The 25,699-nt window shown below is 37.4% G+C and carries 24 protein-coding genes; 21 read left to right on the top strand and 3 right to left on the bottom strand.

The annotated features are described in order from the left end of the window. Position 1 precedes the first annotated feature (1 nt). The 3 genes from BAZ10_RS18155 (at position 2) to BAZ10_RS18145 (ending at position 3,292) form a co-directional block, all read left to right on the top strand. On the top strand, positions 2-1,249 hold the full coding sequence (locus BAZ10_RS18155) for an efflux RND transporter periplasmic adaptor subunit (RefSeq protein WP_078773249.1): 1,248 nt from the start codon (positions 2-4) through the stop codon (positions 1,247-1,249). Positions 1,250-1,493: 244 nt separating this feature from the next. Further along, on the top strand, positions 1,494-2,384 hold the full coding sequence (locus BAZ10_RS18150) for a bestrophin family protein (RefSeq protein WP_078773248.1): 891 nt from the start codon (positions 1,494-1,496) through the stop codon (positions 2,382-2,384). An 11-nt stretch (positions 2,385-2,395) separates the two neighbouring features. Next, positions 2,396-3,292 carry a cation diffusion facilitator family transporter gene (locus BAZ10_RS18145; RefSeq protein ID WP_078773247.1) on the top strand — a complete coding sequence of 299 codons (897 nt, stop codon included), beginning with the start codon at positions 2,396-2,398 and terminating at the stop codon, positions 3,290-3,292. 381 nt (positions 3,293-3,673) lie between these two features. Here the strand turns inward: BAZ10_RS18145 and BAZ10_RS18140 are convergent, their stop codons facing one another. Next, positions 3,674-4,219, bottom strand: coding sequence for a YcxB family protein (locus BAZ10_RS18140; protein ID WP_078773246.1), 546 nt, complete (start codon positions 4,217-4,219; stop codon positions 3,674-3,676). A gap of 358 nt (positions 4,220-4,577) precedes the next feature. Between BAZ10_RS18140 and BAZ10_RS19325 the strand changes: the two genes are divergently transcribed. Beyond that, the gene (locus tag BAZ10_RS19325; RefSeq protein WP_245803867.1) at positions 4,578-4,859 is read left to right on the top strand and encodes an HAD family hydrolase; all 282 of its coding nucleotides are present in this window, start codon (positions 4,578-4,580) and stop codon (positions 4,857-4,859) included. 122 nt (positions 4,860-4,981) lie between these two features. On the opposite strand, the gene BAZ10_RS18130 is transcribed toward BAZ10_RS19325, so the two are convergent. Then, entirely contained in the window at positions 4,982-5,683 is a 702-nt protein-coding gene (locus BAZ10_RS18130) for a DAPG hydrolase family protein (RefSeq protein WP_078773244.1), read from the bottom strand. A 70-nt stretch (positions 5,684-5,753) separates the two neighbouring features. After that, positions 5,754-6,359 (bottom strand): Crp/Fnr family transcriptional regulator, encoded by a 606-nt coding sequence (locus tag BAZ10_RS18125; RefSeq protein ID WP_165689700.1) that lies wholly within the window; start codon positions 6,357-6,359, stop codon positions 5,754-5,756. A 550-nt stretch (positions 6,360-6,909) separates the two neighbouring features. Between BAZ10_RS18125 and BAZ10_RS18120 the strand changes: the two genes are divergently transcribed. The 17 genes from BAZ10_RS18120 to BAZ10_RS18040 all read left to right on the top strand — a co-directional run bounded on the left by BAZ10_RS18120 (position 6,910) and on the right by BAZ10_RS18040 (position 25,543). Next, positions 6,910-10,245: a DEAD/DEAH box helicase gene (locus BAZ10_RS18120; RefSeq protein WP_078773242.1), complete on the top strand. Its 3,336-nt coding sequence runs from the start codon at positions 6,910-6,912 to the stop codon at positions 10,243-10,245. A gap of 247 nt (positions 10,246-10,492) precedes the next feature. Then, positions 10,493-11,386 carry a class A beta-lactamase gene (gene bla, locus BAZ10_RS18115; protein WP_078773241.1) on the top strand — a complete coding sequence of 298 codons (894 nt, stop codon included), beginning with the start codon at positions 10,493-10,495 and terminating at the stop codon, positions 11,384-11,386. A 325-nt stretch (positions 11,387-11,711) separates the two neighbouring features. Next, entirely contained in the window at positions 11,712-14,486 is a 2,775-nt protein-coding gene (gene acnA / locus BAZ10_RS18110) for an aconitate hydratase AcnA (RefSeq protein ID WP_078773240.1), read from the top strand. 27 nt (positions 14,487-14,513) lie between these two features. Next, the gene (locus BAZ10_RS18105; protein WP_078773239.1) at positions 14,514-15,353 is read left to right on the top strand and encodes an aldo/keto reductase; all 840 of its coding nucleotides are present in this window, start codon (positions 14,514-14,516) and stop codon (positions 15,351-15,353) included. A gap of 195 nt (positions 15,354-15,548) precedes the next feature. Continuing rightward, complete coding sequence (locus BAZ10_RS18100; protein ID WP_078773238.1) at positions 15,549-16,121, top strand: Crp/Fnr family transcriptional regulator; 573 nt, start codon at positions 15,549-15,551, stop codon at positions 16,119-16,121. Between the two features lie 63 nt (positions 16,122-16,184). After that, positions 16,185-16,766 (top strand): peptide deformylase, encoded by a 582-nt coding sequence (gene def, locus BAZ10_RS18095; protein ID WP_078773237.1) that lies wholly within the window; start codon positions 16,185-16,187, stop codon positions 16,764-16,766. Positions 16,767-16,772: 6 nt separating this feature from the next. After that, positions 16,773-17,537 carry a type I methionyl aminopeptidase gene (gene map, locus BAZ10_RS18090; protein WP_078773236.1) on the top strand — a complete coding sequence of 255 codons (765 nt, stop codon included), beginning with the start codon at positions 16,773-16,775 and terminating at the stop codon, positions 17,535-17,537. 100 nt (positions 17,538-17,637) lie between these two features. Continuing rightward, on the top strand, positions 17,638-18,504 hold the full coding sequence (locus BAZ10_RS18085) for an alpha/beta hydrolase (RefSeq protein ID WP_078721515.1): 867 nt from the start codon (positions 17,638-17,640) through the stop codon (positions 18,502-18,504). A gap of 2 nt (positions 18,505-18,506) precedes the next feature. Next, positions 18,507-19,073: a Crp/Fnr family transcriptional regulator gene (locus BAZ10_RS18080; protein ID WP_078773235.1), complete on the top strand. Its 567-nt coding sequence runs from the start codon at positions 18,507-18,509 to the stop codon at positions 19,071-19,073. 56 nt (positions 19,074-19,129) lie between these two features. Beyond that, a complete protein-coding gene (locus BAZ10_RS18075; RefSeq protein ID WP_078773234.1) occupies positions 19,130-19,708 on the top strand; it encodes an NAD(P)H-dependent oxidoreductase in 579 nt (192 codons plus the stop codon). Positions 19,709-20,036: 328 nt separating this feature from the next. Then, the gene (locus tag BAZ10_RS18070) at positions 20,037-20,633 is read left to right on the top strand and encodes an FMN-dependent NADH-azoreductase (RefSeq protein ID WP_078773233.1); all 597 of its coding nucleotides are present in this window, start codon (positions 20,037-20,039) and stop codon (positions 20,631-20,633) included. A gap of 11 nt (positions 20,634-20,644) precedes the next feature. Continuing rightward, positions 20,645-20,986: a YciI family protein gene (locus BAZ10_RS18065; RefSeq protein WP_078773232.1), complete on the top strand. Its 342-nt coding sequence runs from the start codon at positions 20,645-20,647 to the stop codon at positions 20,984-20,986. Between the two features lie 2 nt (positions 20,987-20,988). After that, positions 20,989-22,233: an RNA polymerase sigma factor gene (locus BAZ10_RS18060; protein ID WP_260262934.1), complete on the top strand. Its 1,245-nt coding sequence runs from the start codon at positions 20,989-20,991 to the stop codon at positions 22,231-22,233. Between the two features lie 284 nt (positions 22,234-22,517). Further along, positions 22,518-24,029 (top strand): acyl-CoA dehydrogenase family protein, encoded by a 1,512-nt coding sequence (locus BAZ10_RS18055; protein WP_078773230.1) that lies wholly within the window; start codon positions 22,518-22,520, stop codon positions 24,027-24,029. 184 nt (positions 24,030-24,213) lie between these two features. Further along, positions 24,214-24,582, top strand: a complete 369-nt coding sequence (locus tag BAZ10_RS18050) for a DUF2845 domain-containing protein (RefSeq protein ID WP_245803866.1) — start codon at positions 24,214-24,216, stop codon at positions 24,580-24,582. A 227-nt stretch (positions 24,583-24,809) separates the two neighbouring features. Beyond that, positions 24,810-25,070: an RNA recognition motif domain-containing protein gene (locus BAZ10_RS18045; protein ID WP_078773229.1), complete on the top strand. Its 261-nt coding sequence runs from the start codon at positions 24,810-24,812 to the stop codon at positions 25,068-25,070. 38 nt (positions 25,071-25,108) lie between these two features. Then, entirely contained in the window at positions 25,109-25,543 is a 435-nt protein-coding gene (locus BAZ10_RS18040; RefSeq protein ID WP_078721506.1) for a cold shock domain-containing protein, read from the top strand. The last annotated feature ends 156 nt before the right edge of the window (positions 25,544-25,699 follow it).

Here is a 25,699-nt window from a genome sequence, read left to right as displayed (position 1 = left end):
AATGAAACTGAAACAAACCATAATTTACCTGATAACTGCTTCTTTAATCTTCACCAGCTGTGGCAAAAAAGAAGCTGCTCCTGAGACTAAAGCCGAACAGCCTGCAAAAGCGAAAGATCATGAAGAGGCAGCACCTACTATTGCCAGTCTTACTGAAGACCAGATACAGTCAGTCGGCGTTACTACAGGTCCCATAGAAATGAAGGAACTAACGGCTACAGTAAAAGCCAATGGTCTGCTTCGTGTTCCCAATAATAATAAGGCAACTGTAGCAGCTCTTTTCAGCGGTGTTGTAAAAACGCTTAACATTCTGGAGGGAGACTATGTTCGCAAAGGCCAGGTAATTGCTACTATAGCCAATCCGGAATACATCCGTGTGCAGGAACAGTATCTTACCACGATCAGCAGAATTGCTTTTGCCGAACAGGAATACAAAAGACAAAATGAATTGTATACGCACGATGCCGGAACCAAAAAGAACCTGCAAAGTTCTTCTTCCGAACTCAGAACTTTGTCTACACAAAAGGCTTCTCTAGCCCGACAATTACAAATGATGGGTATTAATCCGGCTTCCGTTACCAATGCAAGTATGAGAACAGGTTTGGCTATTACGGCTCCTATCAGTGGAACAATTAGTAATATCAGAGCTCAGATTGGCAGCTATGTAGATGTATCTGCTCCTGTTGCCGAAATTATAGACAACACTTCGCTTCACCTGGATTTACAGGTATTTGAAAAAGATCTGCCAAGAATGCGTATTGGTCAGATTGTACATTTCAAACTCACCAACAATCCTGAAACAGAATACGATGCTAAGGTATATAGTATAGGATCTTCTTTTGAAAACGAGAGCAAAACAATTGCGGTACACTGTACTGTAATCGGAAACAAAACTGGACTTATTGACGGAATGAACATCACCGGAGTGGTAAGTCTGGATCACAGTACAACACCTGCTGTTCCAAACGAAGCGATTGTAGAGGCTGATGGCAAATTTTACGTTTTTATACAGACGAATAAAAAAACGGAAGCACATGAAGAATCAGAAGATAAAAAAGATGCTCTTGCTGAAAAGTCTCATGCTAAAACAACCAACTTCGAAAAAATAGAAGTTATAAAAGGTACATCTGATATGGGCTATACAGCAATAACACCTGTAGGGCAACTTGCACCCGACGCCAAAGTTGTAGTAAAAGGAGCCTTCTTTGTCAATGCCAAGCTTACCAATGTCGGCGAGCACGAACATTAAGATAAATTTACATTAACCCAAAAACACACATCTAATTAATGTAAACACGTCAGTCCGGGTAAATCTGGTGTAATATTTTGAACCATTTTTATAATCGAATATGATTTCAAAAGTTTAATTTTATATTATTAATTATTACGCTGTAATTATCATTTATCGTCATTTCCATTAAACGCCCGGACTGACATTTTTAAATAAAAACGCCTTCATCTTTTATATATCACAAACAATAACACAACACACTATGCTGCTAAAAAAGAAAATATCTATCTGGTATTTCATTAATCTAATTAAATCCCAGTTATTACTGATTTCCATGTTTGCAGTGGCTATTGGTATTTTAGATCAGTTACCGGCCTTTCAGAAAATATCACTTCCTCTTGCTATTCCGGCATTGGTAGGGACAGCTGTATCTCTCCTCCTGGCTTTCAGAATTTCACAGTCTTACGAGAGATGGTGGGAAGCCCGTATGATATGGGGAGCCATTGTCAATGATTCCCGCACATTTATCCGTCAGATTACCCAGGCACTTCCTTTGGGAAGCGAAGCTATTATTCAGGAATTTGCCCAGCGTCAAATTATCTGGAACTATGCTCTTGGGGAATCCCTTAGAAAGCTCCCTTTCTCGGATCGTGTTCAGGATTATCTTATCGATCACAGAATAGCGGCCACTAATATCCCCAATACTTTACTGGATGAGCATTCTTTGCAACTAAAGCAATTGGCGGACAAAGGACTGATTAGTGAGTTCAGACTTGTACAACTGAATGAAACCTTAGCACGTCTATGCGACAGCATGGGAAAATGTGAAAGGATCAAGAATACAGTATTTCCACGTTCTTACAGCATTTTGGTACATAGCCTTATCTATGTATTTGCTGCCATTCTGCCATTTGGATTCGACGATTCTCAGCTTTCCCTGTTAATCATAGAAATTGGAATTACCATCCTTATCCCTACCCTATTTATCGCTATTGAAAAAACAGCTATTATCATGCAGGATCCGTTTGAAAATACGCCTGTAGATACACCGATGACTTCTCTGGCTCAGACCATAGAAATCAACTTGAGGGAAATGATGGGTGAGCAAAATGTGCCACAGAAAAAGAGAAATCCTTTATACTACGAAATGTAATCCCAAACACCATGAGTGAAACGAATATACAAACAGCCTCAGCCTCCAGTAAGCATAAAAAAAACTTACTGATTGTACTTTCCTTCAGTGGTCTTTACCTTATCGCTGAAGTCATTGGTGGACTTATCACCAATAGTTTGGCTCTGTTAGCCGATGCAGCACATATGCTTACCGATGTTGTAGGCCTATTGCTGGCTTATATTGCCATCCGAATTGGTGAACGAAAAGCTACATCCTCCAAAACTTTTGGCTATTACCGTACCGAGATACTAGCCGCAGTTATCAATGCTGTTGTCCTTTTAGCGATTTCTATTTATGTGCTCTACGAAGCTTATCAGCGCTTCCTGAATCCACCGGAAGTACAAAGCAAGGCGATGCTTATCGTAGCAGGAATCGGACTTTTAGTGAATATTGCCGGGATGATGATCCTTAGGAAAAGCTCTGGTGACAGCCTGAATATGAAGGGTGCCTACTTTGAAGTATTATCTGATATGCTAACCTCTGTCGGGGTAATGATCGCCGGTGTGGTTATGCTTACAACAGGCTGGTATTATGCCGATCCTCTGATCTCAGCAGGTATTGGTCTACTGATCTTCCCGAGAACATGGCGACTTCTGATGGAAGCTATTCATGTATTATTGGAAGGAACTCCTAAAGATGTAGATATTAACGAGCTGCGCAGTACTATGGAAAAAGTCCCGGGTGTTAAAAGCCTTCATGATCTCCATGTATGGTCACTAACCTCTGGTATCAATGCTATGAGTGCCCATGTTATCTCTGATCAGACTATTCCGCATAACCAGATGCTACGGATACTCACAGATCAGGCAACAAGCAATTTCAAAATTAGCCATACTACCTTCCAAATTGAAGATGAGGGCTATGTCGAAAGCGAAATGCATGATTAAAACCCAAAAGTCCAGATATATAAAAACCTTTCAGGAGTACTGAAAGGTTTTCTTTTTATAATATACTAGATTTGTAAATATGCGAATTCGTGTAATCGTTAATTTGTATATACAGTTACACGATTAAACGATTTCAAAACTATAATTGGTGAGTAGGTGGATATGTAAATTCGTGCAATCGTAAATTTGTTAATTTGCTTGTACAGTAAAGCGAAGATATATTGATATGTCAATGGGGTCAATAGGTGAATGGTTGAATTTGCTTACATTGTAAAAACGATTAAACGATTTTACAACTATAATATGTGAATGGGGTAATACGATTAAACGATTAAACGGTTTTACAGTTGCACTATTATCTGACAACCAATAACTAACCTCCTATCTCCACTTCCAATTAAGCTCCTGTTCCAACTGAATATTATAATCTTGAGACAGCCTGTTGATTACCTGATTAAACTCCTGAGGATTCTGAACAGCACTTTTAGGTACAATGAATCTTTCACCTGTTTTCATTTTAAAGAAATAATGGGCATTAATTTCTTCTACAAGTTCTATATTCGGATATTTAAACTTTGCTTCAGCATTAGGCTCTGTCACAATAACATCGTGAGGGCCAAATACAGTCTTATAATTAACCCCTATCCTATTTTTAAGATTAGTTCTTATATTCTTTAAGTAAAACTTTTCATAACGCTTACGTTCATAGTAATATATATAAATAAGTGTAACAGTAATCGCTGCTGCTATAAAAACAAACAAAGAAACCATACTCATACTAAACATAAGCAATGAACAAATGATGTAGATTATAATCAAAAGCCATAACACTCTTTGTCGCTGTTGCTTTATAACCTGGTTTTTAGATGCAGCATACATATACAATTGTAAATAATCCTGTTCCTCTAACTTATAATTTAATTCCATGAATGCTCGTACTAGTGAATGTTCGGGCAAAAATAAGATAAAATTATTTCAAATTGAAGAGGCAGCCATTTGAAAATTTACTAATTTGAATATTTGAAAATGAAGTGATATAACACTTAAATAATTTGACAGCATGTTATTAAAATTTTATCCAGTTAAAGGTGTACAAAAATCAAGGTATCTTTTATTTGTCCTAATTTTATTTTTAACCAATTGTACATCATATAGTAAATACGCTTCCTATAACTCGATTCCGAACAAGTCTGAATCTTATTCAAATGGTAATTACTATCGGTATACTAATGAATATTATAGAATTACAATGCTCATGTATGGAGATTTTGTTTATGCACAAAATATGCAGCAATACAAGAAGATGATGGATGATAAGTCTATAACCAATAAAATCCCTTTTAAAAGTTGGAACAAATTATTATATGCCTTTACAACTTATCATAATAACGCTACTGTATTTGAACACTTCTTTGATATTTCCGTAGGCCAAAAAAAATATCCTGATAGTGATTTTATAAAAACCATAAAATGCAATAAAAAGAATAAAGTAACACTTGTTATTTCTGAAAATATTTCAGAAAATGAAGCGCAGTTTCTAATGGACAATTTTAAATGTATTGAATAATCTCATCAAAAACTCTCGGCATAACCGGGAGTTTTTGATTGATCATATAAAATCACTTAAGGCATACCGCCAATTTCTTAATTCTAACTTCTATCTCCGTACTTCTAACTTCGTACTTACTTTCACCATGGTAATGGAGCTTTATCGCCATCCTGATTCTCGGCATAATAGATAGAAGCCAGAAAACGGGACAGATAAGTAAATTCTGAATAACAATGCTGCATAAGTCCCAATCCAATTTCTTCAGTCAAAGGATTGGGGGTATTCGCAACTGTAGCACCTAAATAAAACTGGCTTCTGAGTACACAGCCAAATGGTGTATCGCGGGAAACATGAAACATATAACCATCCACAGGATCTCCATTCTGGTCTACAGGTGCATGCTCGCCAAAACCAATTCGTGCATATACTACAGCGCCTACATCTTCATTCTCATAAGCCTGATCTAATAATACAGGATTAAATATTTCTGCCGGATCATGGAATTTGATTATTGCCGGTAGCGGTGGAATATCTCCCAAAGATTCTGTAGCCCGTATTGTTGCTCCTATATAGCATTTATTTTTTACCCAAAGGCTGTCCCAGCCACCGTGCGATACATGGTCATGTGGGTGCCACCATTTTAAATGCTCTGTTGTCTCGAAATATTTAAACCACCAATCCAGCATTCGGCTTTTACAGCCATGCAGATCCGTACGTACAGAAATCTGAAGCATACCATTATCCAACCTTTTAACGCCGGTTTCCAATAGCATAGGTTTTGGTGACAGTAATTGATTAACTGTTGAAAACATGGTTTCAGTCTCTTTCTCTTCCGCTATCATAATTTTATTTTTTGGGATTATTTATACTTCAAATGTAGGCGCGAAAGAGAATTGAAAAACTTAACCATGGTTAAGACTTTAGTAAAGTACGCTCATAGCCTTTCTTTAGAATACGGCTATAAGCTTCGGGGGTAATGCCCAGAAATAAGGCAACATATTTATACGGGACTTCACGGACAATTTCAGGATAATGCTGTTGCATAAAAGCGATCATTTCTGGTTTCTGATACATTAGTTTTACATTGGTCATCCAGATATCTTCAGTAATAATCTCCAACACAATTTTACGGAGTATCTTCCCTACACTACTACCATTGTAATAATATTCCATAAACTGTGAAGCTGAAATGGCAATTACTTTGCAGCTTGTCATACTGACCACCTTATATTGAGAAACGGTTTGATTAAGGAGACTGTCGAAATTGGTGCAAAGATTTTGCGGAGTAAAAAATCTTCCGATTACCGTTTTATCCTTCATGGTAAATTCCGAAGCCAGTATACCTTCCGCTACAAACAGTACATCGGTGAATCTCAGATGCTGCTTTAGGATAACCTCATTCTTTTTAAAAGTTCTTAAATGTGCATGTTCCAGCAAATCCTGCCATTCTTTATCCTTAGGAGCTTCTTTTAGTTTAAATATATCAATCAGGTATTCTTCTGTACTCTTTTCCGTCATAACCATCCATTCAATTTCAATATAAAATTAGACTAATACAGCCATATAGCAATGGCGAGAGGTGAATTTGTGTAATCGTTAATTTGTTTATACAGTTTTACAGTTACACGATTTGACAAAGATTAATCAATATGTCAATGGATGAATAGTTGAATTTGTTAAACCGTGTAATCGTTAATTTGCTTATACGATTACACGGTTAAACGATTTTACAATTATAAGAGGTGAATTTGTTAAACCGTGCAATCGTTAATTTGCTTATATGGTTATACGATTAAATAGTTACACGGTTAAACGATTTTACAATTAACTAATAACCAACAACCAAGTCCTTATTATCCCTTATATTTGTTCTGATTACTACTATATCATTATGTTTTCTCCTGTAAAATCTGTAATACTATTGCTATGTTCTCTCTGTCAATGTTCCGTTCAGGGACAAGAAAAAATACTGCTGTAACAATAGCGCTTATTTTTTCAGATTCAGATGTACTTATACAGAAGTAAGCTTTGCTAAAATCCTTATTTTTGTTCTTTACTAATTCAGAGAATGGGATTGCCTAAGGAATATATCTTACCGGACTTTAATATAAGAACTCTGCACATCTATGATCTGCTAAAGCATACAACAAATGCAGACTTTATAGCTATAAAGGAGTTTCAGGATATCTCTCCTATTGCACTGGAACTAAATGCCGGTGTATTTACAAAGAGTTCTTCTCTTGAAGATTTCCCCAGAGTAGCTGTTAGTCAGGTTGGTGCCAATCTGATAACATTGTGCTCCTGTGATTTTGGCGACGATAAACTATGTGTACATCAAGCCGAAATTATCCACTGTATCATCGAAGAGAAAGATTATCGTATTTTCTTTGATGCTTATCTGCGTTATAAAACCCTTCTCCCCTATGCAAAAGGCTATGGACTAGAGAAAGAGAACAATCTGGATGTATATTTTCAGCTGGATTATATTGACGGAAGACTCCAGGTAAGTCCTAAAATAAAAGAATTACTACAGGTAGATGAACATATTCTGAAAAGAGATTTACTTCCCCGTCGTCCGTCCCTCATAAAAGAACTGGCAACACAAAATACCGACAAAAGACAGATTCTGGTTATCGGTAAACACCGGTATTATAATATGCTGAATTTTCAGTTGATGGAAGCTGATATTACCCAGGTCGGAAAATTGAAAAATCCGGTAAACAGTATTGATGTAATGAAGCTGCTCTGGAAAACAGAACAGGCGTCAGAAATTAAGTTCTACTCAGCGATAGCAAGCTTTAACAATCAGTATGGAGAGACTAATCCCGATGAAGCTGAAGCGCTGAAGCATGTTGTACAAAATCCGCTAAATCTGGAAGTCTATTACCATGACAGAGATGTAGCAGAAACTATATCGGCAAAATCATTGATTCCTGTAAATCTAGATACACTGAAAGCTGAAATTAAGCTCCATGTTTTCCAAAAAGAACCTTTTTACGAAGTAACCGGAGAATTATTATTTAGTGACACTGCGCTCCCATTCAGTCAGGTAATTATCAGAAACGAATATTTCGTATACTACCGGAATACTTATTACGTAATTACAGATCCTGATATGCAGCGGGTGATACAGTTCTTTAAGTCCAATAACGAAATACTCATAATCCACAGTTCCAAATACGAAACTTTTATGCAGAGTATACTGGCACCACTGGAACAGCAAGTACAGGTTAATTACAGTTATATCCGGCAGGCTACACCAAGCCAGTTAGCCGATAAAGATTACAAGACAGAAAAGCTGGTCTATCTTCATCAGGAAGGCAATTATATTTCCATCACTCCGGTAATGAAGTATGGCAATGTGGAAATTCCGGTATACTCGCGAAAGCAATTACTGGATAGCGACCAGAACGGAAACGAGTTTAAAATTGAGCGTGATCAAAATGCTGAAATCAGGCTCACCAGAATTGTGATGGAGCAACATTCCGACTTCCGGGAACAAATGGAAGAGCATGAATACTTTTACCTCCATAAAGATAAATTTCTGGATGACGAATGGTTTCTAAATGCATTTGAATCATGGCGAAGCGAAGGCATACAAATTCTGGGATTCAATGATATAAAAAGTAATAAGCTCAATCCGTACCGGGCTAAAATAAATATAGAAGTAACGAGTGGAATCGACTGGTTCAATGCACAGCTAAAAGTAGGTTTTGGAAATAAAAAGGCAAGCCTGAAACAGGTGCACCGTGCAATCCGGAATAAGAGTAAGTTTGTACAACTGGATGATGGTAGCCTTGGAATACTTCCAGAAGAATGGATTCATAAAATTACACGTTATTTTCAGGCTGGTGATATTGATGAAGAGCTGCTGAAAATCCCAAAAATAAGCTATACCGAAATACAAGATCTATTTGAAAAGGAAGTCCTGAGTGAAGAAGTACAGGCAGAAATTGCAACCTATACACAACATTTCTCTGCAACTGCCAGTATCCCAGAAGTTGCAGTACCCGAAGCTTTAGATGCTGAGCTAAGAGCTTATCAACTGGAGGGACTAAATTGGCTGAACTTTTTGGATGATCATAATTTCGGAGGCTGTCTTGCTGACGATATGGGGCTGGGTAAAACCATTCAGATTATTGCTTTTATCCTCTCACAAAGAGAAAAACATGGACATACAACCAATCTCGTAGTACTGCCTACTTCCCTGCTTTTCAATTGGCAGGAAGAACTCGCTAAGTTTGCACCTTCTGTAAAAGTACTAACCCATTATGGTGCAGACAGACAGAAAAGCGCCGCAGATTTCCAGCCATACGAAGTTGTACTAACTACGTATGGCATGTTACTTTCAGATATTACATTTCTGAAAAAATTCAAATTCAACTACATCTTTCTGGATGAATCACAAACCATTAAAAATCCAAACTCGGAAAGATATAAAGCTGCACGCCTGCTGCAGTCCCGTAACAAAATTGCACTGACGGGTACCCCTGTAGAAAATAATACTTTTGATTTGTACGGGCAGCTTTCCTTTGCCTGTCCCGGGTTATTAGGAAGCAAACAATATTTTAAAGACATATACGCTATTCCCATTGATAAATTCGAATATAGTAAACGGGCTATCGAGCTTCAAAATAAAATAAAACCATTTATCCTCAGAAGAACCAAAAAGCAGGTAGCTACAGAACTACCAGAAAAAACCGAAATGCTGATCTATTGTGAGATGAATGAGGAGCAGCGCCGAATTTACGATATCTATGAAAAGGAAGTCCGCGACTTTATATCGGCTACGGAGGAAAATGAAATCCACAACAAAAGCATGCATGTACTAACGGGACTAACAAGACTCCGGCAGATATGCAACTCACCGGCTTTGCTAAAAGATGGCCATTCGGGAGATAATGCTGTGAAAATTGAGATTCTGACTGAGCAGATAGAAAACAAATCTAAAGAGCATAAAATACTGGTATTTTCTCAGTTTGTAGAAATGCTGGATCTGATTAAAGCTAAGCTGGATAAGAAGAACATCCGCTATGAATATCTTACCGGACAAACCCGTGATCGCGGTGCAAAAGTTCAGCACTTTCAGAATAACGATCAGGTACGGGTTTTCCTTATCAGCCTGAAAGCCGGTGGTACAGGCCTTAACCTTACTGAGGCCGATTATGTATACCTTGTAGATCCATGGTGGAATCCTGCTGTAGAAAACCAGGCAATAGACCGCAGCTACCGCATCGGACAGACCAAAAATGTAGTGGCTGTAAGAATGATATGTTCTGATACTATTGAAGAAAAAATGATGAACCTGCAAAATAAAAAGAAAAAACTGGCTCAGGATCTTATTACCACCGAAACTTCTTTCTTCAGTAATCTATCCAAAGATGACCTATTGAGTATTTTATAGATTGTTAATTTGTGGAATTGTTTAATCGTGAAATCGTAAAGTTAGCTAATCGTACAAACGAATTCACTCATTCACCTATTCACCCATTGAATATTTGTCCAATCGTGAAACTGTGTAACTGTAAAACTGTATATACAAATTAACGATTTAACGATTACACGAATTTACATATTCATCTATTCACAAAATTTGGGTTTTTATAGTTATTTTAGTCTCCGAAAAATTAATTAACACCTCATCATTATTTATGGCTAAAAGAGCTATTCTGTGCATTGTTGCATTGTTTCTATCAATATCTGTTTTTTCTCAAACCCGAGAAAATCCTCAATTAAAGAAAACTTTAGAATCTATTATTTCTGGTAAAAAATCAATTGTCGGAATTTCTGTTATGAGCCCCGATGAAAAGGAAATGACCGGAATAAATGCAAACCAAATGCTGCCAATGCTTAGTACAGTTAAGTTTCCATTGGCTCTTGCTGCCCTACATGAAGTAGAAAAAGGAAAGCTTTCCATGAATCAGAAACTTTTCATCAAAAAAGAAGAACTTTTGGATGATACATGGAGTCCCTTTAAAGAAAAATATCCGGCAGGAAATATCACAATAACTTTAGAAGAAGCCCTAAAATGGACAGTTTCCTATAGTGATAATAACCTTACAGATATTCTTATCAGATTAATCGGTGGTCCTGAAACGGTACAGGAATTTATGGACAGCAGCAGTTTTATCATAAAGAATAATGAGGAAGGAATGCATAAAGACTGGGATTCTCAGTTCATTAATAAGATTACACCTAATTTCGCAGTGCTTTTACTACAAGAGTTCAGTAATAGTAAGATTCTTAATAAAACCAATACACAGTGGCTGTATAACGCCATGCTAAATAATGTAAGTGGAAAAAAACGCCTGAAAGGCAATCTTCCGACTGGAGTAAAAGTTGCCCACAGAACCGGAACTTCATTTACCAATAAAGAAGGAATGACTGGAGCAATTAATGATTACGGAATAATAGAATTACCGGGCAAGAAGAAGATTTATATTGCTGTTTTTGTCCATAATACCTATGAAAGCTTTGATGACTCTGAAAAGATTATTTCTGATATTGGCAGAGCGGCTTATGATTATTACAGTAATAAGAAATAATTTAGTTGTGAAATTGTGCAATTGTTTAATCGTGGAACCGTAAAACCTTAATACCAGATTATCACATTCGCGCATTGATATATTGATTACTTTGTAAAATTGTGGAATCGTGTAACTGTTTAATCGCCTAACCCAATTAACAAATTTACGATTTAACGATTGCACACATTTACCATTCTCAACAAATTTACCTATTCACCTATTAATTATATCTCCTCTCCAAATAGTCATCCTTAATGTTAATATTCATGTTAATCTATCATAATATTAGCTTGCTTTTTCTTTTTTAGCGGTAAATTAGGTGTTCACATAAAATCGCATCTTTATGAATACCCAAAAAGCTAAATCGGTACAGGAGTTATCTGTAAACGGTAAAAACTACCATTACAGTTCTTTAAAAAATCTCTCGGAAAAAGGAGTCAATCATCTTCCTTTCAGTATTCGTATTCTTCTGGAAAATGTCCTGAGGAATTACGATGGTTTCAGCATAACAGACGAACATGTTGATACCCTGCTGCAATGGACGCCTGCCCCGGTAGATAAAGATATACCGTTTAAGCCTGCCAGAATCCTAATGCAGGATTTCACGGGTGTTCCTGCTGTAGTAGATATGGCTTCCCTCCGTGCTGAATTTGTACGTCAGGGAAAAGATGGACAAAAAATAAATCCTGCTATTCCTGTAGACCTGGTTATAGACCATTCAGTACAGGTTGATTATTTTGGTACAGATTACTCTTATGATAAAAATGTTACTTTAGAATTTGACAGAAATAAAGAGCGTTATGAGCTCCTGAAATGGGCACAAAAAGGACTGAACAACTTTACCGTTGTTCCACCAGGTATGGGAATCTGCCACCAGGTAAACCTCGAATATCTGGCCAAAGGTGTCATTGACAGAGAAGGCTGGTTATTCCCGGACACTTTAGTAGGAACCGATTCACACACACCTATGGTAAACGGAATTGGCGTAATTGCCTGGGGTGTAGGCGGTATAGAAGCCGAAGCCGCTATGCTGGGACAGCCAATATTTTTCACCTGCCCTGAGGTTGTTGGTTTGAAGCTTACCGGTAAGATCCCGCCACACTGTACAGCTACCGATATGGTATTGTCTATTACACGTATTCTGAGAGACAAAGGAGTAGTCGGAAAATTTGTAGAAGTCTTTGGAGACGGTCTGGACAACCTAACGGTAACAGACCGTGCTACAATCTCTAATATGTCTCCGGAGTTTGGATGTACTGTAACCTACTTCCCTATTGATGATCGTACATTAGAATATATGCACGCCACTAACCGTTCACCGGAGCAAATTAAAATAGTGGAAGAATACTGTAAAGAAAACCTGTTATGGAGAACCGGAAACGAAAATATCCTGTATTCCTCTGTAGTAGAACTGAATCTGGATACTTTGGAACCTACAGTTTCCGGTCCTAAGCGTCCACAGGATAAAATTCTGGTAAAAGACCTCAGCCATAAATTCTCTGAAGTACTGAAAGATGAGCACCATCGTGACTACGAACCTATTTCCAAAAGAACAGAATATGCCTGGTTATCTGACGGTGGTTCGGGAACGGAGTTTACTTTTGGTAAAGTTCCCATAGAAGGACAGAGCCATTCTGAGGTTATTCAGGATACCCTGCATACGGTAAGAATAAAACAAAACAACTCTGAATTTGTATTAAGTGATGGTAGTATTGTTATTGCAGCTATTACCAGTTGTACCAATACATCCAACCCTGCTGTAATGGTAGGTGCCGGACTACTTGCCAGAAATGCTATTGAAAAAGGACTAAGAACAAAGCCCTGGGTAAAAACATCTCTGGCACCGGGTTCTAAAGTTGTAACCAAATATCTCGAACGTTCAGGGCTGAATACTGATTTGGAAGCACTTCGCTTTCATACTGTAGGTTATGGATGTACATCCTGTATCGGTAACTCTGGACCATTACCTCCGGCCATTGCCACTGCTGTGGACAAAGGTGAACTGGTTGTTGCCTCAGTACTTTCCGGAAACAGGAACTTTGAAGCCAGAGTTCATCCGCAGGTAAAAATGAACTTCCTGATGTCCCCTATGCTCGTTGTTGCTTATGCATTAGCCGGGCATGTTGATATAGACCTTACTACGGAACCTCTGCAGTATGATCCAAATGGTGAGCCTGTCTACCTGAAAGACATCTGGCCTACCCGTGAAGAAATTCAGGAAACAATAAATGAGTGCCTGAAACAAGGCGACTTCAAAGAGGTATATGATGTCATCTTCGATGGCTCTGAAGACTGGCAGAATCTGGAAGTAAACCTGGATCAGAACTTCGAATGGGATCAAAATTCTACCTACATCAAAGAAGCTCCTTTCTTTGAGAACATTAGTGCAGATCCTGATCCGGTAACTGATATCAAAGATGCCAGAGTATTATTATACTTAGGCGATTCCGTAACTACCGACCACATCTCTCCTGCAGGCTCTTTCAAAGAAGATTCGGCAGCAGGCGCATATCTGAAAAACAGTAATGTAAACAAAGAAGACTTCAACTCTTATGGATCCAGAAGAGGAAATCATGAGGTTATGATGCGTGGAACCTTTGCCAACGTAAGAATTAAAAATAAAATTGCCGATAAAGAAGGTGGCTTTAGCCGTTACTTCCCTACTAATGAAGTAAAAACAGTATTCGATACTGCAATGGCTTATGAAAAGGACCATACCCCACTGATTATTCTTGCTGGAAAAGAATACGGATCAGGCTCTTCCCGAGACTGGGCAGCAAAAGGAACCTTCCTGTTGGGTGTACGTGCGGTAATTGCTGAAAGCTTTGAGCGTATCCACAGAAGTAACCTGGTCGGTATGGGCGTTGCTCCACTTGTATTCACAGAAGGACAAAATGCTGAATCTCTTGGTCTGGACGGTACAGAAACCTATAGTATATCCGGTCTTGCAGAAAACCTTACACCTCACAAAATACTGGATGTAAAAGCGGTGCATCCTTCCGGTAAGGAAACAAACTTTAAAGCAAAAGCCCGACTGGACTCTGCTATTGAAATTGAATACTACAGACATCAGGGTATTCTACAGTATGTACTAAGAGAATATTTGAAAAATAACTAAATAAAAAATTAAACAAAATTTTATAAAATGAAAGATTTCATGCTTAACAATGGCTTGCCAATACCTTCAATAGGATTCGGAACCTGGCAGATACCTGAAGGTGATGACGCTAGAAATGCGGTATTGTCTGCTCTTGAAAATGGCTACAGACACGTAGATACAGCTAAGATTTATGAAAATGAGAAAAGTGTTGGCGATGGCATAAAAGCAAGCGGTATAGCCCGTGAAGAAATATTCCTGACCACAAAAGTATGGAATAGTGACCGTGGCTATAACGAAACCATGGCTGCATTCGAAAAATCACTGGAATTATTACAAACAGATTACGTCGATTTGTATCTTATTCACTGGCCGGCAGTTGCTTCTCAGTTCGACAACTGGAAAATGCTAAATTCCGAAACATGGCGAGCACTGGAAGATCTATATACTTCCGGAAGAGCAAAAGCTATTGGTGTATGCAACTTCCTGACGCATCATCTTGAAGCTTTAAAGGAAACAGCAAAAATAAACCCGATGGTTAACCAAATTGAATATCATCCGGGATACCTGCAGAATGATGTCGTTAACTACTGCAAAAACAATGAAATCCTTGTAGAAGCCTGGAGTCCTATTGGTTCAGGAAGACTTCTGGATAACGAACTTCTTAAAGGTATTGCAGAAAAATATCAGGCCAGCGTGGCACAATTGTGTTTGAAGTTCTGTTTACAGAATGATGTTTTACCACTTCCAAAGTCTGTAACACCAGCCAATATTAAAAGCAATCTGAATGTAGATCATTTCAATATTTCAGATGAAGATATGAAAACAATTTCCGGAATGGAAGAAATCGGATTCTCTGGTTTAAATCCGGATCATGTTCCTTTTTAACTAAAATAAATGAGCGCTAAGTTATCTGCTTACAGCTTATAATTTAGTGCTTATTATCCATATTCGCCATTAACCATTACCTATTGCTCATTACTTATCATCTATCACCTCTATTTACCAATCTTTATCTTCCTTCTCTCTTTATTGACTATCTTTGCATAAAGTTTCCGCAGCGCTAAAAAACACAAATGCATTATGGGTTTCTTAAAAGAATATTACGAACAAATAGTTGAACTTCAGGAATCGGAATGGGATTTTATTGCATCACATTTCGAGCGTAAAGTGGTGACTAAAAACGAAATTATCACCCAGCAGGGTGAAACAGAAAACTATTTGTCTTTTATAGAATCTGGTATTGTACGTTTCTATATTCCGGAAGAGGAAGAAGAGAATGAACTGACTTTTAATTTCAGCTTCGACAAAGAGCTTACCTGTGCCTATGATTCTTTTCTAACCCGTACTCCTTCTCAATACGAAGTACAGGCACTAACTAAAACCGTAATCTGGCAGATCTCTCACCACAATCTTCAACGTGTGTACATGGAAACAAAAGTGGGCAATTATATTGGCCGTCTGGCCTCTGAGAAGTTATTTCTGACAAAAAGCAAACGCGAACTCTCTTTACTGAAATACAACATAAAAGAAAGATACCTGAACCTTTTTAAAGAAGAACCCGATGTTCTGAAGTATATCCCGCTAAAATATATTGCCTCCTATATTGGTACAACACCACAAGGTTTAAGCAGAATTCGCCGCCAGATCGTTTAATTACTTATCATTTGTTCATTGCCTGTGTAATCGGGTCGCAAGAACTTTGTAAAAATTTTTACAATGATCTTACCTATTATAGTATATGGCCATAGTATTCTGAAACAAAAATGCTCTCCTATAACCGAAAACCCTGACCTGAACACACTCGTAAAGGATATGTGGGAAACCATGCAAAACGCCAATGGCTGCGGATTGGCAGCTCCACAAATCGGACAGGCCAAGCAATTATTTATTGTAGACAGTAATTCTGTCTATAGACTAATGGACAATGAAGATCGCATAAAATATTTTGATGCTGCGGATCACGGCATAACCGAAACATTCATAAATGCCAGAATTACAGATTACTCGGAGGAACAATGGGACGATTATGAAGGTTGCCTAAGCATTCCGGGACTTTCTCAAAAAGTAAAAAGACCCTGGAGCATAACTATTGAATATCTTAATGCCAGTCTCCAGCCTCAAAAACGAAGCTTTAGCGGAGCTACAGCAAGAACCATACAACATGAATACGATCATACTCAGGGTATTCTTTATCTGGATCATCTAAAGCCTTTTACAAAAAAACTAATGGAAACAAAACTCCGTAAAATCAAAAACGGACAAACTGAAAGCAACTATCCTGTCAAATTTTTAAAATAATCACCAATGTCTATTACCAATGAAACAGAACTTACCGGCATGCAACAGGTAAGTGAAGCCGTAGCCTATACCCTGAAAGAGATGAAAGCCTATGCCCGCGCAGGTATGTCGACTAAAGAACTGGATGATTATGGCGCGAAGATACTGGCAGATTTCGGTGCTAAATCTGCACCCCTCCTTACCTATAATTTCCCGGGATATACCTGTATTAGTGTGGGTCAGGAGTTTTGCCACGGCATTCCTTCAGAAAACAGAATTTTGCAGGAAGGAGATCTCATTAATATTGATGTATCCGCAGAGCTGAATGGTTATTGGGCAGACAATGGAGCTTCCTTCGTTATCGGTGTTGACATTCATCAGCATCAGAAACTGGTCGACGCCTCTAAAGATATCCTGAATAAAGCTATTGCCAATATAAAAGGTGGTGTAAAGATCGCCGATATTGGTTACCTAATGGAAACCGAAGCCAAAAAAAGAGGTTATCGGGTAATTAAAAACCTCGCTGGTCATGGTGTGGGGAAAAGCTTGCATGAAGAGCCCAATGAAATTCTTAATTACCGAAACAAAAACGACCAGAGAAGGTTTAGAAAAAATACTGTAATTGCTATTGAAACCTTTATTTCTACTACTTCTACCTATGCCGAAGAAGAAAATGACGGCTGGACAATGACCGGAAACAAAAGTGGTTATATGGCCCAACATGAACACACAATTCTTATAACTGATAAAAAGCCTGTTGTACTGACCAGAATGAACGGAATATCCTATTAAAAATCATTGCGGTTAATCGCCATAAAAAGACTAACTTCGTTAAGCTTTTCCCCTATACAAGGGAAATAACTAAATTTCGAACAAACCTAATTAACATTACATGGCACTCACACGCTGCAGAACTTTTTTTATGCTGGTAGCTCTGACTATCGCTTCTCCCCTGTTTTCACAAAACAATACCAAGCCTTTAGTATTTGGCAATAGTGAAGTCTTTCATTCTAATATACTGAAAGAAGACCGAAATATCAATATTTATCTTCCCGAAGAGTTTAACCCGACTGATGCTACAAAATATCCGGTCATCTATATTCTGGATGGCGGTGTAGAAGAGGATTTTTTCCATATTGCAGGGATTGTACGCTATAACACACAACCATGGGTTGAACGTTTCCCAAGATCTATCGTTGTTGGCATAGAAAACACCAACAGAAGAAGAGACTTTACTTACGCTGTTCCCGATCTTAACTTCCTGGAGAAAGAAGGTTTTAAAAAGGAAAGTTTTCCGCAGTATGGTGGTTCTGAAAAATATATCAGCTTTTTGAAAAACGAGCTTCAGCCTTATATTGAGAAAAAATACAAAGCCAATAATAACAGAACAATTATTGGGGAGTCTCTTGCCGGATTGATGTCAACCGAAATATTACTGAAAGAGCCGGAAATGTTTAATCAGTACATCATCATTAGCCCAAGTATGTGGTGGGGTGGAGAAAAATTATTAAAAGAAGCTGACAGCCTTTTGAAATCCAGATTAAAAACAACTAAAAATGTTTATATCGGTGCTCCAAACAAAGAGGAAGATGTAAGAATGTATAATGAAGCCGAGGCGCTTTATAAAATACTAAAGTCTAATAAAAACATAACAGTAAGCTTTGATTACATGCCTGATGAATTGCACTCCACAGCAATACACCAAGGTGTATATAATGGTTTTAAAAAGCTTTATCCAAAATCAGCTTATTCCAAATAGTAGTGATTACAGAATATTTTAGCAGCTTCAATATTTTTACTTCTGAGGAAATTGCCACAGCAGTCCGGTTGTTCGAAAGCAAAAAACTGGATAAGGGTGATTTCTTTGTAAGGGAGCATGAAAAAAATAGTGAAGTTGCTTTTATAGAATCCGGGATTTTCAGATCCTATTACACTTCCGCTGACGGTAATGATACAACCTATTGCTTCCGCTTTCCTAAAGATATGCTGGCGGCCTACTCTTCTTTTATAACCGGAAACCCTAGTACCGAAAGTATGCAGGCGATTATCCCCGCAACCTTACTCGTTATACAAAAAAGTACAATAGACGAACTGGAAGCTCAAAATCCCAAATGGACAATGTTTCTGAAAATAATAGCTGAGCAACAATACCTGGAACTTGAAAACCGGGTATTTCAGCTTCAGAAAGAAACAGCTCTATATCGCTACACTTCCCTTCTGAACAATCATCCGGAATTGGTACGGGAAATCCCCTTACAATATCTTGCCTCTTATCTGGGAATAACCCAGCGCCACCTGAGCCGCATCAGAAAGCAGATTTCTTTTTAGACATATGTCCTATTATTGCTCTAAGTCCTGTTCATAGCTTTGCACAAATCAATCTTATGAAACGCATCGCAATTATCAACGGACATCCCTATGCAGCATCTTTTAATACAGGCTTGGTAAAAGCCTATAAAGAAGGGGCCTTGCAAACGGGAGCTACTATACAAGAAATAAACATTGCAGAACTTGAGTTCAACCCTAATCTGGAAGGTGGTTACAGTAAAAGAACAGAGCTGGAGCCAGATCTTTTAAAGGCATGGGAAATTATTCAATGGGCAGAGCATTTGGTATGGATTCATCCCGTCTGGTGGGGAGGTCTTCCTGCAATCACCAAAGGTTTTATCGACCGTTTGTTTCTTCCGGGAATGGCTTATAAATACCGTGACAATTCGATATTGTGGGACAAACTCCTAAAAGGTAAAACAGCCCGAATTATCACAACCCTGGATCAGCCAGGCTGGTATTACAGGCTCATGTATGGAAGGCCAAGCGTTAATCAGCTTCGGAAATCAACTTTACAATTCTGTGGTATATCTCCGGTAAAAGTTACTTATATCGGAATTATCCGAAACTCTCCTGAAGCCAGTCGAAAGAAATGGCTGCAACAGGTAAAAAGAATGGGATTAGAATTAAAATAAAGCATATACTGCCCTGTCAAGGTTTAAAACATTGACAGGGTTATTATTTTAAGCCATACAAATAGTGTTTATACATTCGATTCGGGCATTTTAGTACAATCTTCAATATAACTAAAAAAATAGTTGTATAATTCAAAACCTTGTTGTAATATTGTATCACTAACAAAATAGTGATATCTGGAAACTAAATAACCTTATATATGACAAAGTATTAACAATTTAATTATTTCAACTTATAATACCTCTATAGCGGAGGTATTTTTTTACAGATAATGTCCCCCTGCAGTTATTTCAATCGTTATGCTAATGAATTTAAAAATTTTACCTAATGAAAAATATACTGCACATTATCTCCAGTGCGAGAGGACAAGAGTCTTACAGTTACAAGCTAAGCTCTGCTATCATAGAAAAATTAATGAGTACAGATCCTAATGTAAATATTACAGAAAGAAATCTTACAAAGGAATTTCCGCAATTTATTGACGAAATACTAATTCCGGAGCTTTATAAATTTCCCACAGAATATAATGAGAAATCGGACAGGCTTCTAAAGCATTCTGATACCATATTTAGTGAAGTCAAGAATGCCGATATTATCGTAATAGGTACTCCTATGCATAATTTTGGTATTTCGGCTCCGCTTAAAGCATGGATAGATCTGCTTATACGCCCGGGTATTACTTACAGTTTCGATAATACAGGTGCCAGAGTTGGCCTTCTCCATAATAAAAAAATATATCTGGCAATTGCCTCGGGAGGTAAATTATCGGACACTATGCGGGAAAATGATTATATAGAATCCTATATAAAAGCTGTTTTCCAGGCTTATACAGGAATCACAGATATTCGTACATTTAGGGTTGAAGGAACCATAGAGAATAATTACAGTACGGACGATTACAAAAGGATTATACAAAACCTATAAATAAAGCAGGCGTGAAAGAATTTACATTAATTTTCAGACTTACAGATATCAATGACTTCCGCCCTTCTCGGGAGCAAATGCAGGAGCGCATGAACTGGCTGGCAGGTATTGTTGCTCAAAATAAACTGGCAGATAAAGGGAATACCCTATTACCTGTGCCGGGAAGTGCCAAAACAGTAAAGTCTGATAATGTTATAAGCGATGGCCCATATACCGAAATCAAGGAGTTTATAAGCGGATATATTGTCGTAAGAGCTGAGAACATTGAAGAAGCTGTTGAAATGGCTAAAGGAAATCCTATCTTCAAAATAGGCGGAAGCATAGAAGTACGTGAAGTTTTAGCGCGCAATTAATTGTGAAACAACAATCGGCTAAAGATATACTTCCCCATCTATTCCGACAGGAATATGCTAAAATGACGGCTGTATTATGCCGTCTTTTTGGCATTCAACATATTGAAATAGCTGAAGACCTTACCAGCGATACATTTTTAAAAGCCTCGGAATACTGGGCTCTTCACGGAATACCAGAAAATCCCAGTGCGTGGCTTTATACTGTGGCTAAAAATAAAGCTAAAGATTATAACAAACATATCAGTATTGCCGAAGAAAAGCTTCAGGAAATTTTCAGAACAACACACAGTGAAGTAGTGCAAGAAACAGAAGCTATTGGACAATATATTACGGATAGCCAACTGGCCATGATATTTGCCGTATGCGATCCTGCAATACCCACTGAATCTCAAATATGTCTGGCATTGCAAGTATTATGCGGCTTCAGTATTGCAGAAATTGCTAACGCTCTGCTCAGTAAACCGGAAACCATAAAAAAGAGATTGACAAGAGCTCGGGAAAACCTTAGAAACACGAATTTTCAGATCATTCTCTTAAGTGAAACTGAAATAAAATCCAGACTTAACACAGTTTTAAAAACCTTATATCTTTTATTCAGTGAAGGCTATTTTTCTAAAAGCAACCAATACTATATCCGGAAAGACTTATGTCTGGAAGCGATAAGACTTAGCCTGATACTTACAGAAGCTACTATTACCAATACTCCGCAGGCCAATGCACTATTAGCCCTGATGTGTTTCCAAAGCTCCAGGCTGGAAGCAAGAACGGACTCATACGGAAAGATGATCCTCTTTGACAATCAGGACACAAGTCTTTGGGATCAATCTCTTATCGACAAAGGAAATTACTATCTTGTAAAGGCTTGTACAGGAAATGAAGTTTCCAAATATCACCTGGAAGCAGCTATTGCTTATTGGCACACCACTGTTGGAAAAGAAAAAAAATGGCCGCAAATATTAGAACTGTATAATCAACTTGTTTGTATTGAAAAATCGCCTGTTACAGCTCTCAACAGGCTTTATGCTTTCTCAAGAGTTTATGGAAAAGATAAGGCACTTGAAGAGCTTCAGAAAGATGAAAAAACAGAAAGTAGTTATTATTATGAACTATTGGGATTTTTACACGCTGATACGGAAATATCCAAAGCAATACATTATTATTCTGAAGCAATAAAACTGGTGAAATCCGGAGCCGAAAAACAGCATATTCAAGAGGAAATTGAACGATTAAAGGGTATTTTGGACTAAATATTTAAAAAAAATAAATATAAAACAGTCTGGATAAACATATAGAAAACAAGGAATTCCAAATATTAAACACTTATTTAGAAACGACCTTTACTATTTATATTATAAATACTTGCAAGAGTTTTTTTTTTAAACGTACTTTGTGACAAATGGTTCTTTTTACAAAGAAGAATATTTTATTTAGATTATATAGGGCTGCTATTTAGATTATTAAGTTGGGTGCCATCCGCTCTATTTTCTTTTTATCGTTGTGTAGATGGCGTACAGCACTAATTTAATAATGTATGAATCCATCGGCAACAGCCCTTACCGGAATTCCGTTTTCCGAATTTTTAACTCACTTTAAAGATTCAATTTCTCAACTTTTCAAAAAAGACTGCATAAACCAGCTAAGTTTATCCAGAGGTCTTCCTCCACATGTATGGAAAACCATTATGAACTTAAAGCCTTTATCAGTTGCTATCCCTGAGGAATTTGGCGGAAGAGGAACTAAAGTAAAGGAATGTCTTGGAATACTTTCAGCAGCATCTTACGAATCACTTCCCCTTTCCTTAACATTTGGAATCAACATTGCCCTTTTCCTGGAGCCATTGGCTAAGTATGGAAACGCACTGGCAAAAGCTGATATCTTTAAGCATTTTTTAGAATATGGCGCTATGGGCGGGCTTATGATTACAGAACCTGATTATGGCAGTGATGCTCTGAACATGAAAACCCAGAATAAGCTGGAAGGTGAAAAATACCATATAAAAGGAACAAAACACTGGCAAGGCCTTACAGGAATGGCCGATTACTGGTTAGTCACTTCCAGGAATATAAATGCAGAAGGCGCTCTTGCAAGAGATGTTGACTTTTTTATAGCCAATACACATCAACCAGATCAGAATATAGAGGTAGTCGAATACTATGACAATCCGGGATTGTATATGATTCCTTACGGGTTGAATAAAATCGATATAAAAGTACCACAGCAGAATAAACTAATCCCTGAATCTACGGGACTGAAAATGATGCTGGATATTCTTCACAGAAGCAGACTTCAGTTCCCGGGAATGGGTATGGGCTTTTTGAAACGCATGATGGAAGAAGCATCCAAGCACTGTCAGGAAAGACAGGTAGGTACAGGAAATCTTTTGTGTTTCGATCAGGTACAGTTTCAGCTTTCCAAAATGCAATCTTTCTTTACACTTTGCTCTGCAATGTGTGCAAAAAGTACTAAGGTAAGTGGTATAGATCATGATGTATCCGGAAGCGGTATTCATGCAAACAGTATGAAAGCTTTAGTAACAGATATGATGCAGGAAGCTGCTCAGCTCTATGTACAGCTATCCGGAGCTAAAGGTTACCGCATGAGCCATATTGGCGGACGTGGTATTATGGACAGCCGTCCGTTCCAGATTTTTGAAGGTTCTAACGAAATGCTTTACACTCAGATTGCTGAAGGAATCTTAAAGGATATGAAGAAAAAGAAAACAGAAAATCTGGGTCAGTATTTAAGCATTAACGAAACGACTAAAAATGCTGCTACAGTATACAGTAAAGACTTGAATATCAGCATTAGTACACCTATTTCTCAGCGTAAAATGATAGATCTTGGCAAAATCGTTGCTCGTGTAATTATCATAAATGACCTGTTAGAGCTTAATGATTCCGGATTCAGCCAGGAACTTACAGATAACTGTATACAAATGGTAAGACAGGAAATCAGAAATCTTATCGCTTCCATAGAGCACCATGAAAACATATCTGCTCTGGAAGACACAAGCAATAAAAGTGATTGGATGTTATTTTCATAATACATTCTTTCATCTATAATAAAAGCATCTTTCTTTATTGGAAAGATGTTTTTTTATTATTCCTATTCTGAAATACATATTTGCACATAACTTCCTATCAGTGCTTTCTACCTTAAAAAATAATAGACAGACTATCAAAACATAACACTCATTTTTAGTATATTAAAACTAATAAAATACATCAATGATGAAAAATAAAATTATTTGGTTTATATCTTCAATTCTGTTTGCGTTATTTATGAGCTCATGTTCAACAAGGAGCAAGTTTTCTTCGGAATCCCTAAGCATAGGAATGACAAAAGAACAGGTTCTGGCAAAGTTTGGAAAGCCTTACAAATCTTCATTTGAACAAGATAAAGAAACCGGAGCAATTGAAGAAACTTTATTTTATAAAGAATTCCTTTATGTTGCAGGAAGTGGTGAAATCACAAATATTTTAACCTTTAAATCTGGAAAGCTTGTCTCTCTTAAGCAAGGACAGGAGCCATCCTCCTTTAATAGAACTACTATTATCAATACACCCCAGTCTACAGTTGTCCAAACTCTAAATTGATCATATTTATTTAAGAGTTTTATGCTATAATCTTTTCAATCAACTTTTTAAGCAAATAAATTTAATGCTATTAAATATATTTTTCGTATATTTGCATAATCATATGACAATATGAACAGGGCTTTTGCCTATGCTATTTCTGTAATAGTTTAGAATATTTATATTTTTTTCTCAGTTTTCGCTTTTTTTCAGTTGCCGTATTTTTTTTAACCTATAATTCAATAATTATGAATATATTAGTTGGTAAACTGAATCCTCAGACAACCGAGCAACAATTGGAAAAACATTTTAATTCTTTTGGCTTTATAACTGCTGTAGACATCATTAAAGAGTCTTACTCCGGTGATTCTCTAGGCTATGGATATGTGCTGATGCCCAATCCTGAAGAAGCAGAAACGGCAATTAGAAAGCTGAATGGTACATCTCTGGATGGACATGCAATATTCGTGAGCAAAGCCTCACAAAACAGTAACAGATATAGATTATAACATAACCCAGATCATAACTAAATAAACTAAAACAATATATGGCAGATTCTTTCTCTAAAAAGGAAAACAACAAGAAAAAAGCACAAAAACAACAGGAAAAAGCAAAAAGACGCGAAGAGCGTAAATCAACTAATAACAAAGGCAAGAGTCTGGACGAGATGATGGCATATGTAGATGCCAATGGTCAGATCACTATGACTCCGCCGGAAGACAACGCTCCACTGGAGATTAATCTGGATGACATACAGCTGGGTGCTGCTCCTATAGAAGCAGAAGAAGCTGTAAAAACCGGGATTATTACATTCCTTAGTGAAAAAGGCTATGGCTTCATCACAGAAGACAAAAGCAAAGAGAATATCTTCTTCCACATCAATAACTGTAAAGAGCCGGTAAAAAAAGGCAACAAAGTATCTTTCGAAAAAGAAAGAACAATGAAAGGATTTGCAGCTATTGATATCCAGATTGTTAAGTAATAAAAAATGAATTTTTAATCTTTAACGGGTTAAAAATCTATTTTCAATAAAGCTGCTCCACACCGGAGCAGCTTTATTATTTTTGGCAAAACGGAAAGGCACTTCATTTTTTTACAGTATCTTTGCTTACAATTACGGCTGTGACATTCTTTTCAG

Source organism: Elizabethkingia occulta, from assembly GCF_002023715.1.
In the GTDB taxonomy this organism is placed as follows: domain Bacteria; phylum Bacteroidota; class Bacteroidia; order Flavobacteriales; family Weeksellaceae; genus Elizabethkingia; species Elizabethkingia occulta.
Note: the sequence above shows the minus strand (reverse complement) of the source record. Positions and strands in the feature narration are given on the sequence as shown.

Bases quoted from the DNA above. Each gene is read 5' to 3' on its own strand.
- BAZ10_RS18155 (WP_078773249.1), top strand. From the start codon at position 2: ATGAAACTGAAACAAACCATAATTTACCTGATAACTGCTTCTTTAATC.
- BAZ10_RS18150 (WP_078773248.1), top strand. From the start codon at position 1,494: ATGCTGCTAAAAAAGAAAATATCTATCTGGTATTTCATTAATCTAATT.
- BAZ10_RS18145 (WP_078773247.1), top strand. From the start codon at position 2,396: ATGAGTGAAACGAATATACAAACAGCCTCAGCCTCCAGTAAGCATAAA.
- BAZ10_RS18140 (WP_078773246.1), bottom strand. From the start codon at position 4,219: ATGGAATTAAATTATAAGTTAGAGGAACAGGATTATTTACAATTGTAT.
- BAZ10_RS19325 (WP_245803867.1), top strand. From the start codon at position 4,578: ATGCAGCAATACAAGAAGATGATGGATGATAAGTCTATAACCAATAAA.
- BAZ10_RS18130 (WP_078773244.1), bottom strand. From the start codon at position 5,683: ATGATAGCGGAAGAGAAAGAGACTGAAACCATGTTTTCAACAGTTAAT.
- BAZ10_RS18125 (WP_165689700.1), bottom strand. From the start codon at position 6,359: ATGACGGAAAAGAGTACAGAAGAATACCTGATTGATATATTTAAACTA.
- BAZ10_RS18120 (WP_078773242.1), top strand. From the start codon at position 6,910: ATGGGATTGCCTAAGGAATATATCTTACCGGACTTTAATATAAGAACT.
- bla (WP_078773241.1), top strand. From the start codon at position 10,493: ATGGCTAAAAGAGCTATTCTGTGCATTGTTGCATTGTTTCTATCAATA.
- acnA (WP_078773240.1), top strand. From the start codon at position 11,712: ATGAATACCCAAAAAGCTAAATCGGTACAGGAGTTATCTGTAAACGGT.
- BAZ10_RS18105 (WP_078773239.1), top strand. From the start codon at position 14,514: ATGAAAGATTTCATGCTTAACAATGGCTTGCCAATACCTTCAATAGGA.
- BAZ10_RS18100 (WP_078773238.1), top strand. From the start codon at position 15,549: ATGGGTTTCTTAAAAGAATATTACGAACAAATAGTTGAACTTCAGGAA.
- def (WP_078773237.1), top strand. From the start codon at position 16,185: ATGATCTTACCTATTATAGTATATGGCCATAGTATTCTGAAACAAAAA.
- map (WP_078773236.1), top strand. From the start codon at position 16,773: ATGTCTATTACCAATGAAACAGAACTTACCGGCATGCAACAGGTAAGT.
- BAZ10_RS18085 (WP_078721515.1), top strand. From the start codon at position 17,638: ATGGCACTCACACGCTGCAGAACTTTTTTTATGCTGGTAGCTCTGACT.
- BAZ10_RS18075 (WP_078773234.1), top strand. From the start codon at position 19,130: ATGAAACGCATCGCAATTATCAACGGACATCCCTATGCAGCATCTTTT.
- BAZ10_RS18070 (WP_078773233.1), top strand. From the start codon at position 20,037: ATGAAAAATATACTGCACATTATCTCCAGTGCGAGAGGACAAGAGTCT.
- BAZ10_RS18055 (WP_078773230.1), top strand. From the start codon at position 22,518: ATGAATCCATCGGCAACAGCCCTTACCGGAATTCCGTTTTCCGAATTT.
- BAZ10_RS18050 (WP_245803866.1), top strand. From the start codon at position 24,214: ATGATGAAAAATAAAATTATTTGGTTTATATCTTCAATTCTGTTTGCG.
- BAZ10_RS18045 (WP_078773229.1), top strand. From the start codon at position 24,810: ATGAATATATTAGTTGGTAAACTGAATCCTCAGACAACCGAGCAACAA.
- BAZ10_RS18040 (WP_078721506.1), top strand. From the start codon at position 25,109: ATGGCAGATTCTTTCTCTAAAAAGGAAAACAACAAGAAAAAAGCACAA.